The sequence below is a fragment of the Microtetraspora fusca genome, from assembly GCF_001570365.1.
In the GTDB taxonomy this organism is placed as follows: domain Bacteria; phylum Actinomycetota; class Actinomycetes; order Streptosporangiales; family Streptosporangiaceae; genus Microtetraspora; species Microtetraspora fusca.
In genome coordinates, this window is sequence record NZ_BBYK01000075.1 from 1 (window position 1) to 24803 (window position 24803).

Here is a 24803-nt window from a genome sequence, read left to right on the forward strand (position 1 = left end):
GTCCGGCACCAGCGCCACCGCAACCGCCGACGCGACCTCGCGGACCTGCGCCACCAACGGCCACGACACCTGACCCGCGTGGGAAGAGTTGTCGTCGGAAGCGGACTCTTCGTGCTTGGGTGTTCCATCCTCGGCCTGGCCGCCGCCCAGCCCCTCAGCGGCCGGGAACGTTCCACCGGAATCTTCGCGGGAACGGACGGCACCGTCATGGCCGACCGCTCCCTCGGAAGTGGGGACGGAAGCGGAAGACCCGGTGGAGCTCTTTGGCTCACCCGTGCGCGGTCTCTCCCTGCGGGAACCGGGGAAGAGGGGGACATCACCGGCCGGAACGTATGGGAAAAGATCCCAGCCGTTGTCGGGGGCAAGGGCTGAACTGCCGTCCGACCCCCAGGATTTCGCTTTTGAGGTGATGTGCTCCCACCAGTCGGCATCACATGGACCAGGAGAAGAGCGGCGCTCATCCGGCGCCGAGAAAAACACCGACCCAAAGAATTCCGGCACGCCCGCCTCCCCCCTGCCACATGACCGATCGAATGTGTATACGAATAATTGCACATCCGAACGGGTGTTCGCAAGCCTGTTTTTGGTGCACAGAGAAGCGGTTTTCTTGGCGGGAATTTTAGATATATCCCTTTTGGGCGGTGGGTGGCAGGCTGGCTGGCTTTTTCAGGATATGGCAAGAAAGTGCCATTAGTGCTTCGGATTCCGCCCGCTTTGTTGTGACTGGTGACAATTGTGGGGAAGGATTCTCGAGTTGAATGTCGAGATTATGGACGGAGGTTGATGGCAGGATCCGCACCCCGTTTGAGTGCCATCGGCGTCGGCTACGGCTACGGCTGTCGCGGGGACGTTGTGCCACGACTGAGCCGTGACCAGACGCCCTCGATGCGCGGGGCGGCTAACACGTCGGCGGCGGATCCGTTTGTAGGTGCGGGAGATGCCCACCTCTGCCGCCAGGTGCGCGACGGGTCGCCTGGGCGGGACGTGACCCCGGCCCCCAGGACGCGGTGGACCAGAAGTCGTCGGCCGTGAACGGTCAGCCCAAGCATTGCGGTGGGACGCGAAGACCTCCGGTGTGGTGGAGCCCAGACAGCTCCACCACACCGGAGGTCCTCTTGTTGATCAAGCGGAACCGTCAACAACGGTCGTGGTCGACAGACCTAGGCGGCTGCGTGTACCTCCACCTCCCACAGTGAGTAGCCCCACGTCAGCGCTCGTTTGACGCCCTGCACGCGCAGGTGGCGGGTGGAGTTGGCCTGGTCGATCCAGATCTCGTCCACGCCGCCGTCGCCGTCGGTCACCTCGGCCAGCGGAGCCCAGGTGACGCCGTCGGCCGACGACTCCAGTCGGTAGTCCTTGCCGTACGCGGCCTCCCAGTGCAGGACCACCTTGCCCACGTCCACGGCGGAGCCGAGGTCGATCGTCAGCCATTCGGCGTCGGTGTAGCCGGACGACCAGCGGGTGGCCAGGTCGCCGTCGACCGCGTTGGCCGCCGCGAAGGTGGTGCCGCCCTCGACGCTTGAGGCCGCGACCGGCCGCCCCTTGGCGAGGTTGGCCTCGGCCACCGCCCGGTGGGCCTTGACGGCGACCGTGGTCGTCACCCCGGCGAAGGAGATCTCCAGCGTGCCGGAACCGGTGGGGGTGAAGGCGACGGGGACGATCAGCTCGCCGCCGCGCGGCAGCGTCATCTCGCGGTCGGCCGGAAGCTTCCATCCTGCCGGGCCCTTGACCGACAGCGTGCCGGTGACGGCGGCGGCGCGCTGGCTCGTGGCGCTGAGCGTGAGCGTCGCCTCCTTCCCGATCACCGCGTCCAGCGCGGCGGGGTCGACGGAGAGCACCGCCGCCGGCACGTCGCCGTACCTCGGCACGATCTCGGCGATCTTCGGCGCGGCGCTCCCGGCCGTCCAGGCAAGCCTGATCGCGTCGGCGGCCACGTCAGCGGCGTCGAGTTCGGTGTACGGCCCGGCCAGCCTGCCGATCGACTGCCACTGGCCTCCGGTCCTGACCTGGACCTCGGCCTCGCCGGTACCGAGGACGATCACCCGGTCGATCAGGCGCTGCTTGGAGAGCGTCACCTGCAGGGCGTCCCCGGCGGCCGGAGTGCCGGAGGCGGTCCAGGCGGTGCTGAGGTTGCCGTCGGCCGCCGCCTGCGGGTTCGTGCCCGCCGGGCCGCCGCTGACCGTGAGTCGGGTGACGTCGTCGCCGAGGGTGGCCACCTGGAACTCCCGTACCACGAGCCAGTAGTCGTTGCCGCCGGTCGCGCGGTAGCGGACGTAGCGGGCGCGCGCCCCGGCCGGGGCCGTCGCCTTGACCTCGGCGGTGGTGCCGGTGGCGAGCATGGTCCAGGCGACGCCGTCGATGGAGTACTCCAGGACTCCGGCGTGGATGAAGTCGTTGGGGCTGCTCGGCTTGCCCATGAGCACGGCCACGTCGCCGATGGACTTGATCGCCCCGAGGTCGACGCTCACCGCGTCACCGGCGCCGGGGGCCTTGTCGCTCCAGTAGAAGGTGTTCAGGTCGCCGTCGACCATGCGGTCGGGGGTGTTGTCGGCATACGTCCCCAGAGTGCTGGAGGCGGCCGGCCGGTCGTCGAGCACGCCGATCCAGCGGTCCAACTCGCCCAGGGCCTGGGTGATGAAGCGGTCGAGGACGCCGTCGCCGATGCGGGGGAACGTCGTGGAATGCGGGGCCCGCGGGTCGCGGATGGCCTTGGCCGCCGCGATGAGGTCGAGCGCATCCTGCCGGGCCCTGACCGCGGCGGCGCCGTCGCCCGCCCTGACCGCGTCGAGCACGTCGAGGGTCTTGAGCATGGCCTTGGCCCACAGCTCGGTGGCGTCCAGCCAGGACTTGGCCTCCTCCAGGAATGCCTGGTCCTTCACCCCTGCGGTGATGGCAGCCGGGGCGGCCAGCAGGCGCTCGGCGTAGGCACGCAGCGTGGTGGGCTTCCCGGCACGCCAGGCCGGCCAGAACTCCTCGACCGCGGCGGCCAGTACCGGGGCCTGCTTGAGGTGGACGGTGCCGTCGTAGCTGCTCAGGTCGGCCACGTCGCGCAGCGCGGAGGCGACCTTGTCCGAACCGGAGGCCACCTCGTCCAGGGCGCGCAGCCAGGACGCCTTGGCGTCGTAGACGGGGTCGTTCCATCCGAAGTCGGCGAAGGAATACAGGCCGATCTTGCTGACCGCGGCCTGGTTCATCGGGTTGGAGATGATCCCCGCCAGGTGCTCGGACAGGCCGGGCTCGCGCCCGGCGTAGTCGGCCATGTGCAGGCGGCCCGGGTTGTAGTCATTGACCGGGTAGTTGTCCCAGACGAGGATCTCGTGGCCGAAGACCTGCCTGGCCTGGGCCGCCTGAGCCTTGGTGATCGCCGCGGGGACGACGCCCATGCCGGTCCAGTGCACGACGACCTTCGGGTCGAGGACCTCGCGCAGCGCCTTCTTGTACGGCGATTCGGAGGCGTTGTAGTACTCGGTGGGCACCATCTGGAGTGGCGAAACGTCGCCCTTGGCCGTGGCCCAGGCCTGGGCGGCGTTGATCAGCTCGCTCTGGGCCCGCCCGGCTCCGGCCCCGCCGGGGTTGCCGTACTTGGCCCGGTCGCCCTCGCAGTTCCAGCGCCCGGCGTCGATGTCGTCCATCGGGATGTTGAACGAGCGACCGCCGAGCGCGTAGACGGCCTCGAACTTGGCCAGCAGCGCCTGCACGTCCTGCGGGCTGGTGTAGCAGATCGACAGGCCCGGTGACAGGGCGAAGGTGAAGTCGACGTGGTTCTCACGGGCGCGGGTGATCAGCTCGCCGAGCTGAGTGAGCTTGTCCGGCGGATACGGATCGCGCCAGCGGTCGCGGTGGTAAGGGTCGTCCTTCGGCGCGTACTCGTAGGTGTTCATCTTGTGCGCGCCGAGGTAGCTCAGGTGGTTCAGGCGGTCCTGCTGGGACCAGGGGGTGCCGTAGAAGCCCTCGATGGAGCCGCGGTAGCGCATCGTGGGCCAGTCGCGTACCTCCACGCCCGGCATCCAGTCGGTGCCCTGACGGCGCTGGATGAGCTGGCGCAGGGAAAGAGCGGCGTAGTAGGTGCCGTCGGCGTCCACACCGTCGAGCACGATGACCTTGTGCCCGCCGCTGTGCCCGGCCGCGAGCACGTATCCCTCGGCCGGCAGGCCGTCGGCGTTCTTCACGCCGAGCCCGTCGAGGGCGGCGTCGCCGTCACCCAGATAGATCGTGACCGGGGTGTGCGGGTCGTCGCCGTCGGTGGCGACGATCCGCTTCACGCCCGCGTCGGCGAGTGTCTGCCGTACGTGGGCTTCGGCGTACTGGTCGCTGTCGCTGGTACGGACCAATCCGACGACGGGGTTGACGGGGAACCCATCGGAACGGGCTTTCACCTGCTGAGCCGTGGGGGCCACGGCGATGGGGGAGGTCTCGGCTTCGGCGGCCTTGGCGGTGTTGACGGGGGCGATGATCAGGAGGGATGCGGCGAGGGTCAGGGCTAAGGGACGGCTGGGGGGCACGCGGTCTCCTTTGAGTGCGCATAACCGTCCGAATGCGCATAAATACGCATCGGATTGCACATATGAGAGCACCGTAATCGGAACCGGTCAATACCAGTTCCTCTCCGGATCTTCGGCAGGTCCGTACCAGTTCCTGCGCGCGGGGCAGTCGGTGTACCCGGCCCGGACGGCGCACGCCTACCGCTCGGCATGGCCCTCCGCCCTCGGCGTGCTCGGCGGCGGGTGTCTTCATTTCGGGACGAGTCCGGGTTTTCTTGTGGGAAAGTGCGGCTGCTGTGCTGAGCCCGAGTCTTCCCTAGGGTCGCCCGATTTCTCCATCACACGGGCGAAATCCGGGATCTGCCCACTCTGGACGGAAACGGCGTCGGCGTGTGGAGGGAAAACGCATCAAACCGCGGGTTCCGGTGATGGTGGAATTTGCCGGGAGTAATGCGCTCCAATCATCATCGACACTCCGCGGTTTTTTGCCGTTCCAGGGATTTTCTTGCGATCGCCCTGATTCTTCGGCGGGTAGGCACGGTCCCGTCGCTCAATGGAAATCTTTCGGGTCGTGACCGACTGACGCCGCACTCACCTGTTTGGTGTTCATCAGTCGGGGACCCGTGTGGGGATTACGGAAACGGTCAGTACGTTTCCCCGTGGATTTTCGTATTGATGCCGACATGTCCGGTGAAGGTTCACGCGAGTCCTTTCAGGAGAATCCGTGCAAGGTTTTTCTCGACGAGCGCCGTTGGTCGCGGCGCTCGCCCTGGCCGCAGCGGCATTCCTGGGCGGCGGCGCCGCCCAGGCAGACGCCACCCTCTCGGCCACGGGCGCCCGGTCGCCTGCGTCGTCGGCCCCGGAGAGAACACCCGCCCCCGTGCCCGCCGTCGCTTCGACGCCGAGCACCCCCGTGTCCGCCGGCGCTTCGAGGCCGCAAACCGTCGCGCAGGTCTGCGGCCCGCCCTATGTTCAGGGCAATTCGAACCTCGGCCCGCTGTACCTTCCGCAAAACGGATGGCTGGCCACGATCCTGAGGGGCTACGTGCCGTTCGGCGGGCTGACGCCGACGGGGTTCATCGATCGCTACTGGAACGAACCGGTCAACGGATGGCGCTATCCGCCGGACTTCGGTTTCGCCCATTCCGGGGGCTTCAGCAACGGCAGGCCGCTCATCGCACCGGAAGTCCTCCCGGTCGGGACGAAACTCGACCGCTTCGGCGGTGAGGGCGGGTCGTTCCTCGCGCCGTACGGCACGCCGTACGTACGGAGGTCCCTCCCGCCGAACAACCTGAACACGTTCTCCGGCGACCCCGGGCACCCGTGCAACTATCACGCGTACGAGGTCGTCAAGACGTTCGCCGTCGACGCCGGGCCGGCCGCCTCCGCGTTCCAGCAGCAAGGGGTCGGCAAGCAGTACCACCTGCTCAGCAAGTACATCCTTGAGGCGCCGCAGACTCCCGTCGAGCTGCCGGTGAGCTGGCTGGTCGCCAACGGATACCTCAAGCGGCTGAACTGATCGGCCTGGCCCGACCGCCTCGCCCCTCCCGGCTTCTCGGCCGCCGGGAGGGGCGCATCGCTTTCCCGTCCGGGGGCGGGAAGGCCACGACCCCAGATTTCGATGCGCGGCCCCGCCTGCCGCGGCCGCCGCTCCCGGCCGTACTACCGACGGCTCCGGTCGCCTCCCCAGGGGATGAGATGCCGGAGCTGCTCGTCGATCGGCGGTGCGCCGATGCGGTTGTCCACCTCGACGTACGGCACGGCGGGCGGCTCGTTCACCCGGATGGCCCGGAGGTACTCCTCGAACCGTTCGAGCTTCTGGCCGTCCCTGGGCAGCCCGCGCTCGACCAGCCGAGCGCGCAGGGTGGGGCCGTCGGAGCGGACCCACAGGAGACGGACGGGAGGTCCGCCCAGGTCGGTGACCCAGTGACGCCACAGTTCGGCGTCGTGGACCTGGGAGGTGAACGGCCCGCTGAGCATCACGGGGCAGCCGTGCGAGCGGATCTCGTACGCGGTGGCGGTCAGGCCGTCGTATTCGTGGCGCTTGATGTGCCGGTCGTACCAGGGGCCCTCGCGCTCGCCGTCGGGTCGGCCGTAGGCGGCCAGGGTGGCCTCGACGAAGGCCCCGTAGACCGTGTCCTTGTCCAGGAGGGCGGGGACGGGATCCAGCCGGCGCAGCAGCGCCGAGCAGACCGTCGACTTCCCCGCCCCGGGAGGGCCGGACACGATCCAGACGGGCGGTTTCACCACTCCATCATGGGTCATGCCCGGCGCGTCCGGCTTCTGGCTTCCCGCCTGGGGCCCACATCGCCGCGCGCGATCACGCGAACTCCAGACGCACGATCCGGTCCTGTCAGAACCCGCAGATCTCCGAGAGCGACTCCGCGGCCTTGTCGTTCGGCGTCGGAGTGACCGGACGTGTGGGCCTGCTCGCCGTGACTCCGGCGGAGGGGCTGGACGAGGCGCTCGCGGTCGGTGAGGCGGAGGGCGACGTGCCGCCGGTCCCGGCGCCGCTCGGGCTCGCGGTGACACCCGCGGCGGCGGTGTGGCTGTCCGCCGTGGACTCGCGGATCGCCTTGAGAGTGAGCTTGCGGATCTTGCTCCAGTCCGGATTGCCGGTGTAGATGGTCGGCGGCACGAACTGGAGGCTGGTGATCTTGGCGTCCTTCACCTTCAACCCGAGCGGGACCAGGTGCTCCAGGAGGTCGCGCGGGATGTCCGTGCGGAACATGTGCCGGGCGGCGGCGGCGATCTTGCTGAAGTTCGCGAGTACGGTGGCCGGGCTGGCCTGCTGGGCGAGCGCGCCGATCACGCAGCGCTGGCGGGCCATACGGGAGAAGTCGTCGCTGTCCACCCGGGAGCGGCCGTACCAGAGGACCTCTTCTCCGTTCAGCTGCCGGTAACCGGCCTTGATGGTGCCGGCGGTGCCGAAGTGGCCGCCCCACTTGATGTCCTGCTCGACCCGGATGCGGAGCCCGCCGATGGCGTCGACCAGGCGGGCGAAGCCGAACATGTCGACCATCGCGTAGTAGTCGATGTGCAGGCCGAGGGTGTAGCCGATCGCGTCCTTCAGCGCCTCGGGGCCGCGGTTCTTGCCGCCCATGAGCTCCGGATTGTTGTCCGCGTAGTACCAGACGGCGTTCAGCAGGCCCTGGCCCTCGAAATTGAACCCGTTGGGGAACTGCTTCTGCATCGGGCTGCTCGCCGGGAACCGTACGTACTGCAGGTTGCGCGGCAGGCTGAACAGGACGGTGTTGCCGGTGGCGAGGTTGACGCTGGCCACGGTCATCGAGTCGGTGCGCACGCCGTCGCGGTTGCCGGCGGCGTCCGCGCCGAGGAGGAGGAAGTTCACCCTCTTGCGGCCGTTCCAGGGGTCCTCGGCCCTGATGGGGGACGGACTCGGGCCGCCCGGCTGGGGGGCCAAGACGTCGTCGAGCAGGTCGCCCGCGGTCTTGATGGTGCTCGCGGTCAGGGCGAACGGCGCCATCACCGAGACGCACAGCACGCCGACGACGATGCCGGAGACGATCTGCCCCTTGCGGGGCAGGCGGTCCGGGCGGAGCGCCATGTAGGACATCGCGATCAGCGCGAACCAGGCGAGGGCGCCCGCGCCCGCGCCGATCATGACGGTGGTGAGCGTGCTCTGCCGGACCGCCGCGCCGACGTTCTCCAGGAACTGCAGGCCGTAGACCACCGCCGCGATCAGGAGCGCGCCGAAGAGGACCAGCATGATGAATCCGGTACGGCGTTTGCCCGCCCGCAGGTGGGCCGCGCCGGGGATGATCGCCGACAGCGCCGTCCAGCCGATGAGGGACGCGGTCGTCACGGGCTTCCCGTATCGGGGACCCGACCTCTTGGCCTGCTGCTCGCGGGGGTCTCCCTGGGGGCCGGCCCCCCTCGGGGGCTCCTGCCCCTCGATGCGCGGTCCCTGGCCCGTTGCCTGGGGTGCCGTGCTCTCGTGCCGCTCCGCGCGGCCGTCCCGCCGCCGGTCCCGGCCCTCGCGCCCCGGGCCGCCGGAGCGCGGGGGCTCTCCGCCGCCGCGTGGCGGGGGCGGCGTCTGCGGACCACCGGTGGCGCGGCGGGAAGTCGCGCGATCCGAGGCATCCGGCCCCTGCTGCGGAGATCTCGGCCGGCGCACCGCCCTGGTCTGCTCACTGCCGCCGCCCGCCGGGTCGCGGCCCTGCTCCGGAGCGCGGTTCCCTTCTGAGCCCGCCGCGTTCGGCTCGGGCCCGTTCCCGGGGCCGGGATTCCCGGCTTCACGGCGGGGAGTGCCGGGGCCGCGCTCGGGGGTGTCGCCGCCCCGTTCGGGCCCTTGTGGGCCGTCCCCGGGCGGACGTCTCCGGGAGCGCGGTTGTGACGGGTCCTCCGGACCGTCTCCGGCCTCGTCCATGGCGTCCCCACGGCGCATGGTGAACCGCTCCCGTCTCGTAGGCAAATGCCCGGTATCCGAAGTTGCAAGAATTGACGACGGATTCTAGCCCCATATCCCCACAAGGCTGACAGAAGCCAAATAAAGGACGATGACGGCGCTGAACCACGCCTCGCGGAGCGGGGGCGACGACCGTGGCCACACCGGCCGTCGGCGGCTCGGCGGTCCCTCGGGAGGGTCAGAGACGACCTGAACGCGGCGAGGCGGGAAGGCGCCGCCTCGCCGCGCGCGGAGGTGTGATCTGTCAGGTAGGACTCAGGAGACCGAGGACGCGCCGACGGCCCAGGTGTTGCACTGGTAGGCCTTCTGGCGTACGTATCCCTGCCGGAACCACCCGTAGTTGCTGGCGGTGCTGCCGTGGTCGCGCGGGTAGCCGGGCTGGTCCCCCATGTAGCCGTAGGCCGACAGCAGCGAGTTGCGCTGGCTCGAGTTGATCGGATAGGTCGACTCCACCGACCGCATGAACATGCCGCCGAAGCACGTCGCCTGCAGCTCGTGCCGACGAGTCAGTGCCAGTTGCGCGCTCTTGGACGAGGTGGCGAGGTAGTGCCGCCACCACTCGTCCGAGATGCCGGAGATGTTCTGGATGTGGTGGCCGTACTCGTGGGCCATCATGCTGATGATGTAGCCGTGCCAGTTCCCAAACGAGCCGTACTCCTTCACCAGCGCGGACGTCGAGGCGTAGATCGTGCTGTTGCGCGGGCAGTAGTACGGCACGTTGCTCCCGGGGGACGGGTAGTCGCCGCACGCGCCGCGCCCCTTACGCGGCGCGATCATGTAGCTCGGGGGGTTCCAGGTGATCCCCACACGGGCCAGCGTCGGCTCCCATGCCCTTCCCATGCACTGCCCGGTCCTCAGGATCAGCGCCTTGAACTGGGCGTGGTTGTAGATGTTGGCGCTCCCCGCCGGGCACCTCGTCGTCGGCAGGGCGCCGGCGAGGTAGACGCTGTTGGCCTTCAGGCTCCGGTTGACCGGCCGTGACGTCGGCTCCCGCGTCGGCTGGGAGGTCGGCTGAGAGGTCGGCTGGGAGGTCGGCTGGGACGTCGGCAGCGACGTGGGCTGCGATGTCGGCCGGGACGTCGGCTCGTCGTACGGCGGAGGGGAGTAGGTGTCCGTGGGCAGCGCGACCGGGGTCGTCGGGTCCTGGTTCCCCGAGCCCCTGAGCAGCGCGGCGCCCACGACGAGCACGACGAAGGCGAGTGCCATCACGCCCAGCAGCCCGCCGACGATCGCGCCCGCGCTCGACTTCTTCTTCGGCTGCCAGGCGGGTGGCGCGTAGCGGGGCGGGCCGTACGGCCCGGCCGGCCGCGGGGGGCCGGGCGGGTACGGAGGCCGCGGCTGGGGCGACCAGCCCGTCGGTCCCGGGCCGTACCCCTGTCCGGGCGAGGGCCGCGGCATCCCCGGCGGCATCCCAGACGGCATCCCCTGGGGCGTCCCCTGCGGCATCGGCCCCGGCATCTGCGGGGGCATCCCGTTGGGCGCGACCGGCGGAGCCCCGTGCGGAGGTCCCGGAGGCGCTCCCTGCGGTGCGGCGTACGGGCCCCCCGGAGGCATGGCGTACGGCGTCCCGCCCGGCGCTCCGGGAGGCGTCCCCTGCGGCATCCCCGGCGGCATTCCGGTCGGACCGTACGGTGGGCCCTGCGGCGGCGCGGGCGGCGGGTAGTGGCCCGCCTGAGAGCCCGGCGGTGGCGGGTAGGCCGCTCCCTGCGCCCCGGGCGGTGGAGGTGGGTAGGCCGCTCCCTGCGCCCCGGGCGGTGGAGGCGGGAATCCCGGGGTCGGCTCGGGGTACGGATGCCCGTCCTGTGGCGGCGGTGGAGGGTACTGCGGCGCCAAGTTTTGCCCCCTTGTCCTGAAATATCGGGCAAAACCATACTCATTTCACATGCGTAACGGATGTCGCAACGAGTGGGAGCGGAGGGTAATCAGCCGAGGTGATCTCTGCGATCTTCCGGAATAGCCGGGCCCATCTGCCCTAGCTTTTCTCGCATGAATCTGCAGCAGCTCCGTTATGTGGTCGCGACTGCGGAGCACCGCACCATGACCGAGGCGGCCCGGTCTCTTTACATCGCGCAACCCGCACTTTCCCGCGCGATCCGGGATCTGGAACGCGAGCTGGGCCTGACCCTCTTCGCCCGCTCGGGGCGCGGCGTCGTGGTGACGCCGCAGGGGCGGCGGGTGGTCAAGCTCGCCCGCGAGGCGCTCGACGCCGTCCGCGAGATCGAGATGCTGGCGGCCGGTTCGCAGGCGCCCGGTGCGGAGTTGCGCATCGCCGCCACCCCCAGCCTCGAACCGGGGCTCGCCGGGCGGCTGCTGCCCGCCTACGCGGCGGAGCATCCCGGCATCCGCGTGCAGATCGTGCGCTGCGACGGGCGCGACAGCGTGGTCAGCGCCGTGCGCGAGCAGCGCGCCGACCTCGGCCTGACCGACCTGCCCGTGCCGACCGACCTGGTCACCCATCCCGTCGAGCGGCAGGAGTTCGTCCTCATCTCGCCGCCCGGGGCGGGCCTCCCCGAGCCCGTGCCGCTCGCCAGGCTGAACGGCATGCGCCTGCTGCTGCCCACCCCGGGAAGCCCCCGGCGCAGGGAGTTCGACCACATCTTCACGACGTACGGCGTCCGCCCCGTGGTCGCTGTCGAGTCCGACGACAGGGCCGGATGGCTGGGCGTGGTGAAGGACGCCGGCGCGCACCTGCTCTGGTACCGGGCGATGGCCGAGCAGGCCGCGCGGGCCGGCCTGGAGGTGCGCGCGCTGAGCCCGGCGCTCAAGAAGGTCATCGCGGTGGTGCACGCCCGGCGGCGGCTTCCGCCGATGGCGCAGGATTTCGTCGCCATCGCGGAGGGCGGCTCCGCCGCGTAGCTTTGGAGCGCTCCAAAGAGAGCTTCAGCCCCCCGCGATCCAGGGGGCCGGCGGTTTTGATCGTCTCTTCAGCTCGCGGAGGTACGCTGGCCGAGATGTCTACTCTGCGCCTTCGCGGCCGGGCCTTCGGCCCGGGCGACCACGCGATCATGGCGGTGGTCAACCGCACGCCCGACTCCTTCTTCGACAGGGGAGCGACCTTCGGGTTCGGCGCCGCGCTCGACGCGGTCGCGCGGGCGATCGACGGGGGAGCCGACATCGTCGACATCGGCGGCGTCAAGGCGGGGCCGGGGGACGAGGTCGATCCGGAGGAGGAGATCCGCCGCGTGGCCGACCTCGTCGCCGAGGTCCGGGCCCGCCACCCCGGCGTGATCATCAGCGTGGACACCTGGCGGTCCGAGGTCGCCGAGGTGGTCGCCCAGGCCGGAGCCGACCTGCTCAACGACACCTGGGGCGGCGTCGATCCCGGGCTCGCCGGGGTCGCCGCGCGCCACGGCATCGGCCTGGTCTGCGCGCACGCCGGCCGCGTCGAGCCGCGTACCCGCCCGCACCGCATCGCGTACGACGATGTCGTGGCGGACGTGATCGGCTACACGACGGCGCTCGCGGAGCGGGCGGTCGCCGCCGGCGTGCGGCCGGACGCGGTGCTGATCGACCCGGCGCACGACTTCGGCAAGAACACCTGGCACTCGCTGGAGGTGAGCCGCCGCCTCGACGAGATGGTGGCCACCGGGTGGCCGGTGCTGGTGGCCGTGTCCAACAAGGACTTCGTCGGCGAGACGCTCGGCGGCCTCCCGGTCGAGGAGCGCCACGCTGGCACCCTCGCCACCCTGGCCGTCTCCGCGCTCCAGGGGGCGCGGGTCTTCCGCGTCCACGACGCCGCCGCGGCCCGCGCCGCCCTGGACGTGGTCGAGCGCCTGCGCGGCTGAGCCGCGGCCCCGCCAGGGGCGCTCAGGAGTAGATCGCCGACAGGAACCTGACCAGCACCGCCTCCCGGATCTCGGCGGGCAGGGCGTCGAGGACGGCGTTCACGACGGCCATCTCCTGCGGGCCGCCGCCGTCGAGCCCGATGCCGACCGAGGCGGCGAGCTCGGAGAAGGTGGCGTCGTCGAGGGCCTCCAGGTCCACCGAGGCGATGAGCTCCGGCAGTCCGTCCGGTACCGCGGCCGGCCCGGCCAGGCGGGCGGCCTCCGCGGACCTCGCGATCACTTCGAGCATCGCCTCGACGCCGTGCAGGGTGACGCCGGTGACGGTGACGTGCAGATTGGCCGGGATCCCTGCGTACGAGAGCTGCGGCTGGAGGAACCAGCCGTGCCGGCGCGCCTCGTCGGCGAGCACGAACACGTCGATGGCGCCGCCGGGCGCGTCCGGGTCGGCCGCGATGGCGACGAGCGACGACTCGGGACGGCCGAGCACCCGCAGCCCCGGGATCGCCGACACGCCCTCGATCAGCCTGCGCGTGGCCTCCAGCGTCGTACGGCCCAGCTCCAGGTAGCCGTCGCGGCCGAGGGACTGGAGGGTGGCCCACGCCCCGCCGAGCGGACCGGCCGAGCGCGAGCTCTGCACGGTGGCGTTGATGACCGTGTACCCGGGCCAGGCGGCGGACGCGAAGTAGGCGCGGCGGCGCAGCGCCGCGTCCGCGAAGAGCAGGACGGAGGCGCCCTTGGGCGCGTAGCCGAACTTGTGCAGGTCGCAGGAGATCGAGGTGACGCCGGGCACGCGCAGATCGAACGGCGGGATCTCCGCGCCCGCCTCGCGCAGCCAGGGGAGCAGCCATCCGCCGACGCAGGCGTCCACGTGGCAGGGGACGCCCCGCGACGCGGCGAGCGCGGCGATCTCCTCCACCGGGTCGATCACGCCCTGGGGGTAGGACGGCGCGGAGACCACGACGAGGATCGTCCGGTCGCCGATCGCGGCCTCGACCGCGGGGACGGAGACGCGGAACGTCACCGGGTCCACCGGCACGGGCACGACCTCGACCCCGAGATAGTGGGCGGCCTTGTGGAACGCCGGATGCGCGGTCACCGGGAGCACGAGCTGCGGGGCCCGCCCGGCGCCTTCCCCGGCGTCGCCCGGCGCGCCGCTTCCGGCGGCTGTGCTGTCGGCGACTGTGCTGTCGGCGACCGTGCTTCCGGCGGCCATGCTTTTGGCGGCCGTGGTCGCGCGCCAGTGGTCGCGGGCCGCCTTCACCGCCAACATGATCGACTCCGTGCCGCCGCCGGTGAAGATCCCCGGAGTGGCCGCGTCGCCCCCGAGCAGGTCCGCGACCGCGCGGACCACCTGCTTCTCCAGCGCCACCATGCTCGGGAACGCCGTCGGGTCGAGCATGTTGACCTCGAGCATCTCGGCGTACGCCCGGTGGGCCGCGTCGTGGATCTCCGGGCGGCCGGTGTCGTACACGTACGCGGTCACCTTGCCGCCGCGGACGGGGAGGTCGCCGGCCTTCAGCTCGGTCAGCTCGGCGAGCAGCTCCTGGACCGGGCGGCCGTACTCGGGAAGCATCGGGTCTCCTTGGGGGACGGAGGGGCGGAGGGGGCTCCGAGGACTCCGATGCTAGAGAAGGTGCTCGGCGGGCGGATCTTCGGGCAGGCAGAGCCGGCACGGCGTCTCCGAGTCGGACGCAGCCCCGCTGTGCACGGCGCTCCCCTTGGAAGCGGGAGTGATCGGCGTCAACTGGTCGGCGAGGGGCTCAGGACGGAGGAGGGCGTGGGGCTCGGTGTGGGGGACGCGGTGGGTGTGGGACTCGGCGAGGGGGAGGGGGCGGACACTGACGGGTTCGGCAGGCTGGAGGCGACGGCGGCCGACTGCACCGGGACGCCGCGCACCGTCACCTCTCCGGCCTGCTTGAACCGCATCCGCAGGGTGACGTACTGGCCCACCGTGAGCGGCCGCTCCAGGCCATGCAGGGTGACCGTGTACGGACCGGTGCCCACCCACACGAGCCCGAGCGGCGGCACGCGGACCTCGGGCTGCGACATCGAGACAGACGTGGCCACCCCCTCGGCGCCCACCTGGACCAGGGTGTCCTCCACCCTCCCGGCGTTGATCAATGAGAAGTAGACGGAGGCGGAGGAGCCCGCGGCGGCGGCCGCGGTCGGCGCGGGGCCGAGGATCGACACGTTCCTGATCTTGATCTGGCCCGCCTGCGTGTTGGCGCCCTCGGTGGTCGGGTAGTACTCGGGCGGCACCGGCTCGGTGCCGCAACCGGCGCCGGACAGGACCAGGACCGCCGCCGCCGCGGCCCATCGCAGCCGTCCCCGTACGCAGGCCATGAGCCACACCTCCCGCACCGTTCGTGATGACCTGGACACACAACGTATATGCCGTGCTGTGGCGAAACTCGCGCGGCCCGGCCTCCCAGGCGCAGCCTTTACCCGTGTCCCGGCCCCGGCGGGTGACGCCTACCGGGACGTCTCGGGGGCCGCGAGGGGCAGCCGTACGACGGCGCGCAGGCCGGGGGCGGCGTCCTCCAGGTGAACCGTGCCCCCGTGGGCGCGCACGGTGTCGCGGACGATCGCCAGGCCGAGCCCGGCGCCGCCCTCGTCCCGGCTGCGTGCGCTGTCCAGCCGGGTGAACCGGTCGAAGACCCGTTCCCGGTCCTCCGCCGGGATCCCGGGGCCGTCGTCGGTCACGGTCAGGACCGCGACGTCCGCTCTCGTGGCGCCCTCTCCCGCGACGCCGGCCGTGCCCCTGCCGGGAGCCGTTCCGGACAGGGGAGCTCCGGTGCCGGGCGGCTCCGCGCGCAGCGCGACGACCACCGTGGACGTGGCGTGCCGCACCGCGTTGGCGACCAGGTTCGTCAGCACCCGGCCGAGGTCGAGGGCGTCGCCGTCCACGGTGACGCCGGAGGCGATGTCACCGGTGACGCCGTGCCGTTCGACCGCCCGCTCGGCCAGCGCGGCGAGGTCGACCGGCTCCCGGCGGACGGTGCGCCCCTCGTCGAGGCGGGCCAGCGCCAGCAGGTCCTCGGCCAGCCGGGACAGCCGCATCGTGTCCTCGAGCACGCCCTCGGCGGTCTCCCGCCAGTCCTGCCCCTCCGGGTGACTGAGCGCGACCTCCAGTTGCAGCCGGATGCTGGCCAGCGGGCTGCGCAGCTCGTGCGACGCGTCGGAGATGAGCGCGCGCTGCCGGGCGTCGGCCGCCTCCAGCCGGGCCAGCATGTCGTTCAGCGTGGTGGCGAGGGAGTGCACCTCGTCCCGCGACTCGGGCACCGGCAGCCGCCTGGTCCGCGCCGTCCCGCTGATCTCGGCCGCGCCTCTGCGCAGAAGCGCGATCGGCCGCAGCGTCCTGCCGATGACCAGCCACGACGCCGCCGCGAGCAGGACCAGCAGCAGCGGCGTCCCGACGATCAGCACGTGACCGGTGGTCGTCAGGCTGCCCTGGACCTCCTTGAACGACCGCGCTGCGATGACGGTGCGCCCGGCGTCGGCGCTGAGCACCCGCGCCCGCAGCGGGCCGGGGATCCCGTACGGCCTGCCGTCCAGGAACACGGGACGGCCCGAGCGCACGGCCCCCTCCCGCCGATCCGCCCCGAGCAGCGGGACCAGGCGGTCGGTGCCCGGGGTGGCGTTGACGATCCGCCCGGAGGCGTCGAGCACCTGGACGATCGTGTTGTCCGTCGTGACGATCCGGTCGCCGAGCCGTCCGGCGTCGGCCAGCGCGACCACCTCGCGGGCGCGCTGGTACACCTCGTCGTCGATCGTGCCGGCCAGTGCCCTGCCGAGGACGCCGACGAACACGTACGCGGAGACCGCCAGGGCGAGGGCCAGGACCGCCGATGCGGTCGCGGTCAGCCGGAACCGCAGGCTCCTGCGCCGCCACCATCCGGCCGGGCCGCTTCCGGGCGTGTGACGGGGAGGCTCAGCCTCCATCGCTGACCAGCCGGTATCCGGCGCCGCGCACAGTCTGGAGCGCGTTCCGTCCGAACGGCGTGTCGATCTTGCGGCGGAGGTAGCCGACGTACACCTCGACCACGTTGGGGTCGGTGTCGTAGGTGTCCCACACGTGTTCGAGGATCTCGGACTTCGAGACCACCTCGTCGTGCCGTCGCATCAGGAACTCCAGCAGCGAGAACTCGCGGGGCGTCAGCTCGACGGGCGTCTCCCCGCGCGCGACCAGGCGGCGGGCGGGGTCGAGGGACAGGTCTCCGGCCCGCAGCACGGCGGGCCGCCGGGTGCCGCCGCGCCGCAGCAGCGCGCGCAGCCGGGCCACCAGCACCACGTACGAGAACGGCTTCGCGAGGTAGTCGTCGGCGCCGAGGTCGAGCCCGTCGGCCATGTCGTACTCGCCGTCCTTGGCCGACAGCATCAGGATCGGCACCCAGTTCTCCTCGGCGCGCAGCCGCTTGCACACGTTGTAGCCGGACAGCTTGGGCAGCATGATGTCGAGCACCACGACGTCGTACTCGCCCGTGCGGGCGCAGTGCAGGCCGTCCTCGCCGTCGTGGGCGAGATCGACCGCGAACCCCTCCGCCTGCAGGCCCCTCTTCAGGGCCGCCGCCATCCTTCGTTCGTCTTCGACCACGAGCACCCGCATTGCCCCATCTTGGCGGGTTTCTCCTGAGATCCGGCTGAGAGCCCTCTCAGGTCGTCTCAGCGTCGGCTCAGGTTCGGGCGCGCAGGCTACGGAACGTCGGATCGACCGGATCCGATGGCTTTCGTTCCCTTTCGCGCGGGAAACCGGGTGATTCAGCACAGTGGAGGCATGACATGCGCATTGGAACACGCGCCGTGAGGTGGGGCGTGCCCGTCGCCGCCGTGGCGGTGGTCGCCGGCATCGCCGCGGCCGGGCCGGTGATCGCGGCGGCCCAGGGGGAGCCGTCCCTTCCCCGCCGCACCGCCGCCGAGCTGCTCGCCGACGCCGCCGAGAGGTGGCAGTCGGGACGGCTGCCGCAGATGTCGGGCACCATCGTCGAGACCGCGTCCCTCGGCCTGCCCGCCCTGCCGGCCGCCGGCGGCGCGACCTCGCCGCTGGGCCTGCTGTCCGGCTCCCACCAGGCCAAGGTCTGGTACGGCGGGCCCGACCGGCTCCGCCTCATGGTGCCCGACGAGATGAGCGAGAGCGACCTCGTCGTGAACGGCGACCAGGTGTGGTGGTGGGACAGCGCCGCCAACACGGCCACCCGGATCAAGGGCGCGCCGGACGGCGCCGGGCGGCCGGACGCCGTGCCGTACGCGGGGACGGTCACCCCGCGGCAGGCGGCCGAGGAGGCGCTGCGGGCGGCGGGCGCGGACACCGAGATCGCCGTCGGCGAGGACGCGAGTGTCGCCGGCCGCGCGGCGTACCAGGTCGTGCTCACGCCCAAGAACGCTGGATCGCTGGTCAAGGAGGTGCGGCTGGCGATCGACGGCGAGACCCTCGTCCCGCTGCGCGTCCAGCTCTACGCGAAGGGGACGGCGGAGCCGGCGTTCGAGGTCGGCTTCGACTCGGTGACGTTCACCCCGCCCGCGCCGGAGAACTTCGCCTTCACACCCCCGCCCGGGGCGAAGGTCGAGGAGTCGACGGCGCCGCCGATCGCCCGCGTACCGCACGGCAAGGACGGTGAGGTCGGCCTGGACGGGCACGACGGCGCCGCGCCGCGCGTCGTCGGGGACGGCTGGGACCGGGTGGTCGTCGTGTCCGTCCCGAAGCGCTTCGAGGGTGACGTGGCCGGGGCGGCGGACCGGGCGAAGGGAGGACGGGACGGGGACGGCGTCGCCTCCCTCGCGAACGGCATGCTGAACGCGGCCACCCCGGTCAGCGGGGAGTGGGGGAGCGGGCGACTGATCCGGACGAAGCTCGTCACGGCGCTGCTCACCGACGACGGCCGGCTGCTCGCGGGCGCCGTCACCCCCGAGGTCCTGTACGCCGCGGCGGCGGCGAAGTGAGCCGGGTGCGGCGGGCGGCCCCATGAGCGGGGCGACGAAGGCGGGGCCGTCCGGCGCGGCGGCCCCGCCCCACCCCGCCGACCACGAGACCGCGTACGGGCCCGGCGTCGGCGCGGAGCGGGCCACCGCGGGCGACGCCGGGCACGCGATCGTCACGGCCGGGCTGACCAAGCGGTTCCGCGGCGGCCACGTGGCCGTGGACGACCTGCACCTGGCCGTGCCGCGCGGATCGGTCTTCGGCTTCCTCGGGCCGAACGGCTCGGGGAAGACGACCACCATCCGGATGCTGCTCGGGCTGGTCACGCCGACGTCCGGCCGCTGTTCCGTGCTCGGCGAGCCCATGCCGGACGGCGTCTCCAGGGCGCTGCCGAGGGTCGGCGCCCTCGTCGAGGGCCCGGCCTTCTATCCGTACATGTCGGGCGAGGCCAACCTGCGCCGCCTCGACGCGGCCGACCCCCTGTCCGACCCGCGGACGGCGGCCCGCCGCATCGGCGAGGCGCTCGACCGGGTGGGGCTCGGGAACGCGGCGGGCAAGCGCTACCGTGCCTACTCCCTGGGGATGCGCCACCGGCTGGCGATCGCGGCCACCCTGCTCGGCCCCAGGGAGCTGCTCGTCCTCGACGAGCCGACCAACGGCCTGGACCCCCAGGGCACGAGGGAGGTACGCGCGCTGATCAAGGAGGTGGCCGCGGACGGCACGACGGTGTTCGTCTCCTCCCACCTGCTGTCGGAGGTGGAGCAGATGTGCACCCACGTCGGTGTCATGCGCGCCGGGCGGCTGGTCGCCCAGGGGCCGATCGCCGAGCTGCGTGCGGGCGTGGCCGCCTCGGTCCGGGTGGAGACCCCGGAAGCGGGCGCGGCGGCGGCCGTGCTCGTCGGGCTGGGCCTGACGGCCGTGAGCTACGCGGATGGTGTGGCCACCGCCGAACTGGGCGACACGCCGCCCGAGCGGATCTGCGCCGCGCTCGTCGGGGACGGCGTCGCCGTCCGCGGCTTCGCCGTGGTGCGGCCCAGCCTGGAAGACGTGTACGTCCGCCTCACGGGGGAGGGTTTCGATGTCGAGTCATGAGACGTTCGCCCACGCCGCGCCGCTCCGGGCGGCCGGGCCGGCCCGCGCGGCGGCGCGGCTGCTCGCGTCCGAGACGGCGCTGACCTTCCGCAGGCCGCGGCACCTCGCCATGCTGGCGGTGCTCGCCGTCGTGCCGGTGCTGATCGGCGTGGCGGTGCGGATCGCGGGCGCGGACGGCGACGCCGGACCGATCATCGCGCGGGTCGCGGGCAACGGGCTCGTCCTCGCCTTCGCCTCGTTGTCCGCCATGCTGCCGCTGATCCTGCCGCTGGCCGTCTCGGTGGTGGCGGGGGACGCGGTGGCGGGCGAGGCGAGCCAGGGCACGCTCAGGTACCTGCTCACCGCCCCGGCGGGCCGTGGCCGGCTGCTCGCGCTCAAGTACGCGAACGTCCTGGTCTTCTGCCTGGCCGCGTGCGCGCTGGTCGCGGTGTCCGCGCTGGTCGCCGGGCTGGCGCTGTTCCCGACCGGCCCGGTCACGCTCCTGTCGGGCACGACCGTGCCGTACGTCGAGGGCCTGCTGCGCGCGGGCCTGGCGGTGCTGTACGCGGCGGCGGGGATGGCGGCGCTCGGCGCGCTGGCGCTGGCGTTCTCGACGCTGACCGAGAACCCCGTCGGCGCGATCGCCGCGAGCGTGGTGCTGGTGGTCGTCTCGCAGGTGCTCGCGGTGATCCCGCAGTTGTCGGCGCTCCGGCCGTTCTTGCTGACCTCGTGGTGGAACGCGTTCGACGGCGTGCTGCGGGCGCCGATGGACACCGGGCGCATGGGCACGGGGCTGCTGGTCTTCGCGGGATACGCCGTGGTGTCCGGGGCGTTCGCCTGGGCCCGCTTCACCTCCCGCGATGTCACGTCCTGATGGCTCTCGTTGAGAGGTGTGCCTTTAGATCGGATTTGTCGCTATCGTGGCGCCCAATCGCGGGGCGCCCGCACCCCCCTCATCAGGGCGCTCCCAGACGAGGTGGTAGTCATGCGGCACTTCTTCGGGTTACTCGTCGGCGCGCTTCTCGCGGCGGTCCTCCTCTTCGGCGGCGGGTGGGCCGCGCAGGAACTGGTCCGTGGCGCAGTGGACAACGTGACCCCCTCGGGGGACACCCGGATGCTGGTCGCCCTGGGCATGGTCGCCGTCGTGGGTCTGCTGCTCGGGCTGGTGCTCGTGCGCCGGACCTCGCCGCTCGCCGCCTTCGTCCCGTCGATGGTGCTGCTGGCCTGGACGGTCGTCTACGCCCTGGACGTCGCGCGGGCGGCCGACCTGGCCCCGACCGCGAGCTCCCTCCACGCGGAGGTCGTCCAGGCGGGCAAAGGCATGATCACCCTTCTCTCCACCGGCGTGTACGGCGCGCTGGGCGTCACCCTGTTCCTGCCGGTGCTCATGCCGTCGCGGTGGGCGAGTCCTCCCCGGGACGAGGAGGACGAGTTCGAAGAGCAGAGCTATTGAGATAGAGATGGGCGACGACGTCCTCGATCGACGTCTCGCCCGGCACCGTGGCGCGTAGCTCGTCCACGGTGCCGTCGAAGGCCAGCCGCCCGTGGTCGATCAGGATCACCCTGCGGCACAGCCGTTCGACGTCGCCCACGTCGTGGGTGGTCAGCACGACGGTGGTCCCGCGCTCGGTGTTCAGGTCGCGCAGGAACGCGCGGACCTCGGCCTTGCTCACGACGTCGAGCCCGATCGTGGGCTCGTCGAGCACCAGCAGCGACGGGTCGTGCAGCAGCGCGGCGGCGATGTCGCCGCGCATGCGCTGTCCGAGGCTGAGCTGGCGGACCGGGGTCGCGAGGAAACCGCCCAGCCCGAGCCGTTCGGTCAGCTCGCCGAGCCGCTCCCGGAACTGTACGCGATCTACCTTGTAAAGGAGCCGGACCAGTTCGAAGCTGTCCCGCAGCGGGAGGTCCCACCACAGCGTCGTCCGCTGTCCGAACACCACGCCGATCTCGCGGGCGACCGCCGTACGGCGCCTGGTCGGGTCCAGGCCGGCCACGGTGACCCGGCCGGAGGTGGGCGCGAGGATGCCGGTGAGCATCTTGATGGTGGTGGACTTGCCCGCGCCGTTCGGGCCGAGGCAGCCGACGAACTCGCCTGCCGCCACGTGGAAGGACAGGTCGCGTACGGCGTGCACGGTGGTGCCGCGGATCCGGAACGACCGGCCGATGCGGTCTGCGTCGATCATGTGGTCTAGCTCCCTGTCGATCGGTAGCGGCGGACTCCGGCACGCCAGGCGAACACGGCGACGACCGCCAGCGTCGCCGCCGCGACCGGAGAGAGGAAACGCAGCGCGTACGGCAGGCCCATGGGGTCCGCGCGGCCCAGGACGTACAGGCCCGGCTGCCAGTTGACGAACGCCAGCGGCAGGACGTAGGTGACGCCCCGCACCAGGTCGGCGCCGTAGACGGTGAGCGGGTACTGGGTGAGCGTGGCCCCGCCGTACGTGAAGGCGTTGGCGACCTCGGGCGCGTCGGTGAGCAGGAACTGGAGCGCGCCGCTGAGAGCCCAGATCGAGGTGAAGATCACGATGCCGCAGACGACCATGACGGGGATCATCCAGGCCCGCGACGCGGGCACGTCCAGCCGGGCGAGGGCGACCCCGAGGACGATCGCGGCCTGGAGCGCGCGGCCGGCGCGGTTCGGCGTGAACCTGTCGGCGGCGACCTGGACGAACGTGCCGACCGGCCGGATCAGCATGGCGTCGAGCGTGCCGGCCTTGATGTGCTGGCTGATCCGGTCGGTGTTGCTGAAGAGCAGGTCGGCGGCGGCGAACGCCAGGCCCGACGTGCCGTACAGGAACATGACCTCGGAGAGGTCGAAGCCGCCGAGCGTCGTCGTGTTGCTGAACACGACCCAGATGACGGCGACTTCCAGCGCGGCGGTGACCGTCCCGGCGACGGTCATCAGCGCGAACGAGGCGGGGTAGCGCGCGGCGGCCCTGGTCCACGTCCAGATGAGCAGGAGATAGACGCGCATCAGCACTCACCCGCCATCGATGACCACCTTTCGCCGCGCCGCCCGGGTGAGGAGGGCGCCCAGGGACAGCAGGACGGCGGCCCACACCGCCTGGAACGCGAGCGCGCCGGGGACGTCGGCCCTGCCGAGGTAGACGTCGGCGGGCACCTGGACCATCGCGGCCCAGGGGAGGGCGCGGGCGACGGTCCCGAGCGGCTCGGGAAAGATCACCAGCGGCAGCATCATGCCGCTGAAGAACATGGTCAGGACCAGGGACATGACCGCGAGGCCCCGGTCGTCGCGGAGCCAGCAGGTCGCCAGGGCGACGATGTAGCGCCAGCCGAAGCTGATCACGATGCCCAGCGCGAAGCTCGCGGCGAACGCCGCCCACACCGCGGCGTCGCCGGGGAGGACGATCCCGAACAGCAGTGCCCCGGCGACGGTCGGCGGGAGGCTGCGCGCGAGGAAGAGGTAGCCGGCCCGGCCGAGGTCCTGCGCGAGGCTCCAGAGGAGGAGCGGGGCCGGGCGCACCAGGTCGAGGGCGATGTCGCCGGTCCGGATGCGCTGGGTGACCTCCAGCCCGCCGCCGAAGACCTGCATCGGCCCGATGTACGCCTGGGTCAGGAAGCAGAAGGTGACCGCGTCGGTGATGTCGTACCCGCCGAGGCCGGGGCGGGCCCGCCACAGGGCGATCAGCACGTACGCCCGCAGGACGCCGAAGACGGTGTTGGTGAACGCCCCCGCCGCGGCCGCTCCCCAATAAGTCGCGTGCTTGCGGAAGCCGTACCGGACAAGTTGGGCATAAAGGGATAAGAGGGGTGGTTGAGTGAGGAACCTCCGATGAAGTGTCGGCACGAAAGACGGAACCTAGCCGTCCGCGCCGGGCGGTCGCAATGGATTTATGGGCAGGTCGAAACGGCGGCCGTCCCTCGTGCCCCGGATGCCCCGGAAGCCCCTCCTGTCCCGTCCGATCTGGCGTCGATCGGGAATAGACGCGCAGGTCTGACCATGGATTTTCAGGGCAGAGGGGTTTCCGCATATAGCGACATATAGTGAAGTGTTTCCGGCCTATCCGGTATCCAGCGGCAAGAGCGACGGTCCATGGCGATGCTCTCGGGAGAGGGGCTTCAGGAGACGGAGCTCTCAGGAGACGGGAGTGGAGGTCAGCGTGAAGTCGGAGATCGATGTCGACATCCATCCCGGTTACCCCGTGAGCTGGCAGGCCGCCGCCTTCAACGGCATCCTCCGCGGTACCGCGCGCCCGCTCTCCGCCGTCCTCCTGCGGCACACGGCCGGAATGGCCCTGGCCAGCAGGCTGATCGGCCTCGGACAGTGGGTGCCGGGACGGCTGCCGCCGGAGGCGTCCACCGTCCGCGCCCGTTTGAACGGCTGCTCGGGCGAGTGGGTGCGGGGCGGCGCCGGACTGGACGAGACCAAGGTGCTGCTCTACTTCCACGGCGGCGCATATTTCATATGCTCCCCGGCCACCCACCGGCCGATCACCTGGCGGCTGTCGGCCGCCGCGCGGCGGCCGGTGATCGCGCTGGACTACCGGCAGGGGCCGGTCCACTCCCTCTCCGAGTCCCTCAGCGACGCCCTGGGCGCGTACGAGTGCCTGCTCGACCGGGGGTTCGCGGCGAAGGACGTGCTGCTGGCCGGTGATTCGGCCGGCGGGCACCTCACCCTGGCCACGCTGCTGGCGCTGCGGGACCGCGGGCTGCCGCTGCCCTCCGCCGCCATCTGCCTGTCCCCGTGGACCGATCTGAGCGACGGCTGCCGCAGGGACAACCGGTGGCTGGACCCGATGCTCCCGGCGGGCCGGGTCGACTGGCTCGCCCGCCAGTGGACGGCCGGCCTCGACTGCCGCGACCCGCTGGTCTCCCCGGTGTACGGCGACTACACGGGGATCCCGCCGCTCATGATCGTGACCGGCTCGACCGAGATACTTCGCAACGAGGGCCGGAGAGTCGCGCTGAGCGCCAGGGAGAACGGCGTGCCGGTGACGTACGAGGAGTGGCGCCGGATGCCGCACGTGTTCCCGATCCTGGCCGACGTGGTGCCCGAGGCGCGGATCTTCTTCCGCCACGTGGCCCGTTTCCTACGCGCGGTCGAGGAGCGGGCCGGCGGCTCCGACACCGCCGCCGCCTGAGTCCACCCCTCGGACGACTGC

The 24803-nt window shown here is 71.6% G+C and carries 20 protein-coding genes; 8 read left to right on the top strand and 12 right to left on the bottom strand.

From position 1 onward, the window contains the following. The coding region (locus AWQ68_RS44480) for a hypothetical protein (RefSeq protein WP_218007176.1) at positions 1–501 on the bottom strand (501 nt) is incomplete at its 3' end. Positions 502–1160: 659 nt separating this feature from the next. Further along, positions 1161–4502, bottom strand: a complete 3342-nt coding sequence (locus tag AWQ68_RS35125) for a glycoside hydrolase family 84 protein (protein WP_066949382.1) — start codon at positions 4500–4502, stop codon at positions 1161–1163. Between the two features lie 703 nt (positions 4503–5205). Here AWQ68_RS35125 and AWQ68_RS35130 point away from each other — a divergent pair. Continuing rightward, on the top strand, positions 5206–6000 hold the full coding sequence (locus AWQ68_RS35130; RefSeq protein ID WP_084464753.1) for a TNT domain-containing protein: 795 nt from the start codon (positions 5206–5208) through the stop codon (positions 5998–6000). A gap of 143 nt (positions 6001–6143) precedes the next feature. Here AWQ68_RS35130 and AWQ68_RS35135 read toward each other — a convergent pair whose 3' ends face one another. The 3 genes from AWQ68_RS35135 to AWQ68_RS35145 all read right to left on the bottom strand — a co-directional run bounded on the left by AWQ68_RS35135 (position 6144) and on the right by AWQ68_RS35145 (position 10308). Continuing rightward, positions 6144–6746: a P-loop nucleotide/nucleoside kinase family protein gene (locus tag AWQ68_RS35135; RefSeq protein WP_066949385.1), complete on the bottom strand. Its 603-nt coding sequence runs from the start codon at positions 6744–6746 to the stop codon at positions 6144–6146. 88 nt (positions 6747–6834) lie between these two features. After that, complete coding sequence (locus AWQ68_RS35140; RefSeq protein WP_245656411.1) at positions 6835–8307, bottom strand: LCP family protein; 1473 nt, start codon at positions 8305–8307, stop codon at positions 6835–6837. An 858-nt stretch (positions 8308–9165) separates the two neighbouring features. Then, positions 9166–10308, bottom strand: a complete 1143-nt coding sequence (locus tag AWQ68_RS35145) for a neutral zinc metallopeptidase (protein ID WP_245656413.1) — start codon at positions 10306–10308, stop codon at positions 9166–9168. Positions 10309–10896: 588 nt separating this feature from the next. On the opposite strand from AWQ68_RS35145, the gene AWQ68_RS35150 reads away from it, so the two are divergent. Then, positions 10897–11766, top strand: a complete 870-nt coding sequence (locus AWQ68_RS35150) for a LysR family transcriptional regulator (protein ID WP_066949388.1) — start codon at positions 10897–10899, stop codon at positions 11764–11766. 95 nt (positions 11767–11861) lie between these two features. Further along, entirely contained in the window at positions 11862–12695 is an 834-nt protein-coding gene (gene folP, locus AWQ68_RS35155) for a dihydropteroate synthase (protein ID WP_066949390.1), read from the top strand. Positions 12696–12717: 22 nt separating this feature from the next. Here folP and AWQ68_RS35160 read toward each other — a convergent pair whose 3' ends face one another. From AWQ68_RS35160 to AWQ68_RS35175, 4 genes are all read right to left on the bottom strand, one after another. Further along, positions 12718–14268 carry a pyridoxal phosphate-dependent decarboxylase family protein gene (locus AWQ68_RS35160; RefSeq protein WP_066949392.1) on the bottom strand — a complete coding sequence of 517 codons (1551 nt, stop codon included), beginning with the start codon at positions 14266–14268 and terminating at the stop codon, positions 12718–12720. A 167-nt stretch (positions 14269–14435) separates the two neighbouring features. Then, a complete protein-coding gene (locus AWQ68_RS35165; protein ID WP_157546229.1) occupies positions 14436–15038 on the bottom strand; it encodes a copper chaperone PCu(A)C domain-containing protein in 603 nt (200 codons plus the stop codon). A 129-nt stretch (positions 15039–15167) separates the two neighbouring features. Further along, entirely contained in the window at positions 15168–16637 is a 1470-nt protein-coding gene (locus AWQ68_RS35170; protein ID WP_084464754.1) for a sensor histidine kinase, read from the bottom strand. Then, positions 16627–17301 carry a response regulator transcription factor gene (locus tag AWQ68_RS35175; protein ID WP_066949397.1) on the bottom strand — a complete coding sequence of 225 codons (675 nt, stop codon included), beginning with the start codon at positions 17299–17301 and terminating at the stop codon, positions 16627–16629. The genes AWQ68_RS35170 and AWQ68_RS35175 overlap by 11 nt, the downstream gene beginning before the upstream one ends. A gap of 173 nt (positions 17302–17474) precedes the next feature. Here AWQ68_RS35175 and AWQ68_RS35180 point away from each other — a divergent pair, with 173 nt between their 5' ends. The 4 genes from AWQ68_RS35180 to AWQ68_RS35195 all read left to right on the top strand — a co-directional run bounded on the left by AWQ68_RS35180 (position 17475) and on the right by AWQ68_RS35195 (position 21133). Beyond that, complete coding sequence (locus AWQ68_RS35180) at positions 17475–18632, top strand: LolA family protein (RefSeq protein ID WP_066949399.1); 1158 nt, start codon at positions 17475–17477, stop codon at positions 18630–18632. Between the two features lie 22 nt (positions 18633–18654). Beyond that, complete coding sequence (locus AWQ68_RS35185) at positions 18655–19701, top strand: ABC transporter ATP-binding protein (RefSeq protein WP_084464755.1); 1047 nt, start codon at positions 18655–18657, stop codon at positions 19699–19701. Then, the gene (locus tag AWQ68_RS35190) at positions 19688–20554 is read left to right on the top strand and encodes an ABC transporter permease (RefSeq protein ID WP_066949403.1); all 867 of its coding nucleotides are present in this window, start codon (positions 19688–19690) and stop codon (positions 20552–20554) included. Before AWQ68_RS35185 ends, AWQ68_RS35190 begins: the two co-directional genes overlap by 14 nt. Before the next feature lie 111 nt (positions 20555–20665). After that, the gene (locus AWQ68_RS35195; protein WP_066949406.1) at positions 20666–21133 is read left to right on the top strand and encodes a hypothetical protein; all 468 of its coding nucleotides are present in this window, start codon (positions 20666–20668) and stop codon (positions 21131–21133) included. Here the strand turns inward: AWQ68_RS35195 and AWQ68_RS35200 are convergent. From AWQ68_RS35200 to AWQ68_RS35210, 3 genes are read right to left on the bottom strand one after another with little or no spacing between them, the layout of a single operon-like run. Further along, positions 21066–21863, bottom strand: coding sequence for an ABC transporter ATP-binding protein (locus AWQ68_RS35200; protein WP_066949408.1), 798 nt, complete (start codon positions 21861–21863; stop codon positions 21066–21068). The two genes, AWQ68_RS35195 and AWQ68_RS35200, sit on opposite strands and share 68 nt — an antisense overlap. A 5-nt stretch (positions 21864–21868) precedes the next feature. Next, a complete protein-coding gene (locus AWQ68_RS35205; RefSeq protein ID WP_066949557.1) occupies positions 21869–22654 on the bottom strand; it encodes an ABC transporter permease in 786 nt (261 codons plus the stop codon). A gap of 6 nt (positions 22655–22660) precedes the next feature. Then, complete coding sequence (locus AWQ68_RS35210) at positions 22661–23488, bottom strand: ABC transporter permease (protein ID WP_066949411.1); 828 nt, start codon at positions 23486–23488, stop codon at positions 22661–22663. 301 nt (positions 23489–23789) lie between these two features. Between AWQ68_RS35210 and AWQ68_RS35215 the strand changes: the two genes are divergently transcribed. Next, positions 23790–24782: an alpha/beta hydrolase gene (locus tag AWQ68_RS35215; RefSeq protein ID WP_245656415.1), complete on the top strand. Its 993-nt coding sequence runs from the start codon at positions 23790–23792 to the stop codon at positions 24780–24782. Positions 24783–24803: the final 21 nt, after the last annotated feature.

Bases quoted from the DNA above. Each gene is read 5' to 3' on its own strand.
- AWQ68_RS35135 (WP_066949385.1), bottom strand. From the start codon at position 6,746: ATGACCCATGATGGAGTGGTGAAACCGCCCGTCTGGATCGTGTCCGGC.
- AWQ68_RS35145 (WP_245656413.1), bottom strand. From the start codon at position 10,308: ATGCCGCGGCCCTCGCCCGGACAGGGGTACGGCCCGGGACCGACGGGC.
- AWQ68_RS35150 (WP_066949388.1), top strand. From the start codon at position 10,897: ATGAATCTGCAGCAGCTCCGTTATGTGGTCGCGACTGCGGAGCACCGC.
- folP (WP_066949390.1), top strand. From the start codon at position 11,862: ATGTCTACTCTGCGCCTTCGCGGCCGGGCCTTCGGCCCGGGCGACCAC.
- AWQ68_RS35160 (WP_066949392.1), bottom strand. From the start codon at position 14,268: ATGCTTCCCGAGTACGGCCGCCCGGTCCAGGAGCTGCTCGCCGAGCTG.
- AWQ68_RS35165 (WP_157546229.1), bottom strand. From the start codon at position 15,038: ATGGCCTGCGTACGGGGACGGCTGCGATGGGCCGCGGCGGCGGCGGTC.
- AWQ68_RS35170 (WP_084464754.1), bottom strand. From the start codon at position 16,637: ATGGAGGCTGAGCCTCCCCGTCACACGCCCGGAAGCGGCCCGGCCGGA.
- AWQ68_RS35175 (WP_066949397.1), bottom strand. From the start codon at position 17,301: ATGCGGGTGCTCGTGGTCGAAGACGAACGAAGGATGGCGGCGGCCCTG.
- AWQ68_RS35180 (WP_066949399.1), top strand. From the start codon at position 17,475: ATGCGCATTGGAACACGCGCCGTGAGGTGGGGCGTGCCCGTCGCCGCC.
- AWQ68_RS35185 (WP_084464755.1), top strand. From the start codon at position 18,655: ATGAGCGGGGCGACGAAGGCGGGGCCGTCCGGCGCGGCGGCCCCGCCC.
- AWQ68_RS35190 (WP_066949403.1), top strand. From the start codon at position 19,688: ATGTCGAGTCATGAGACGTTCGCCCACGCCGCGCCGCTCCGGGCGGCC.
- AWQ68_RS35195 (WP_066949406.1), top strand. From the start codon at position 20,666: ATGCGGCACTTCTTCGGGTTACTCGTCGGCGCGCTTCTCGCGGCGGTC.
- AWQ68_RS35200 (WP_066949408.1), bottom strand. From the start codon at position 21,863: ATGATCGACGCAGACCGCATCGGCCGGTCGTTCCGGATCCGCGGCACC.
- AWQ68_RS35205 (WP_066949557.1), bottom strand. From the start codon at position 22,654: ATGCGCGTCTATCTCCTGCTCATCTGGACGTGGACCAGGGCCGCCGCG.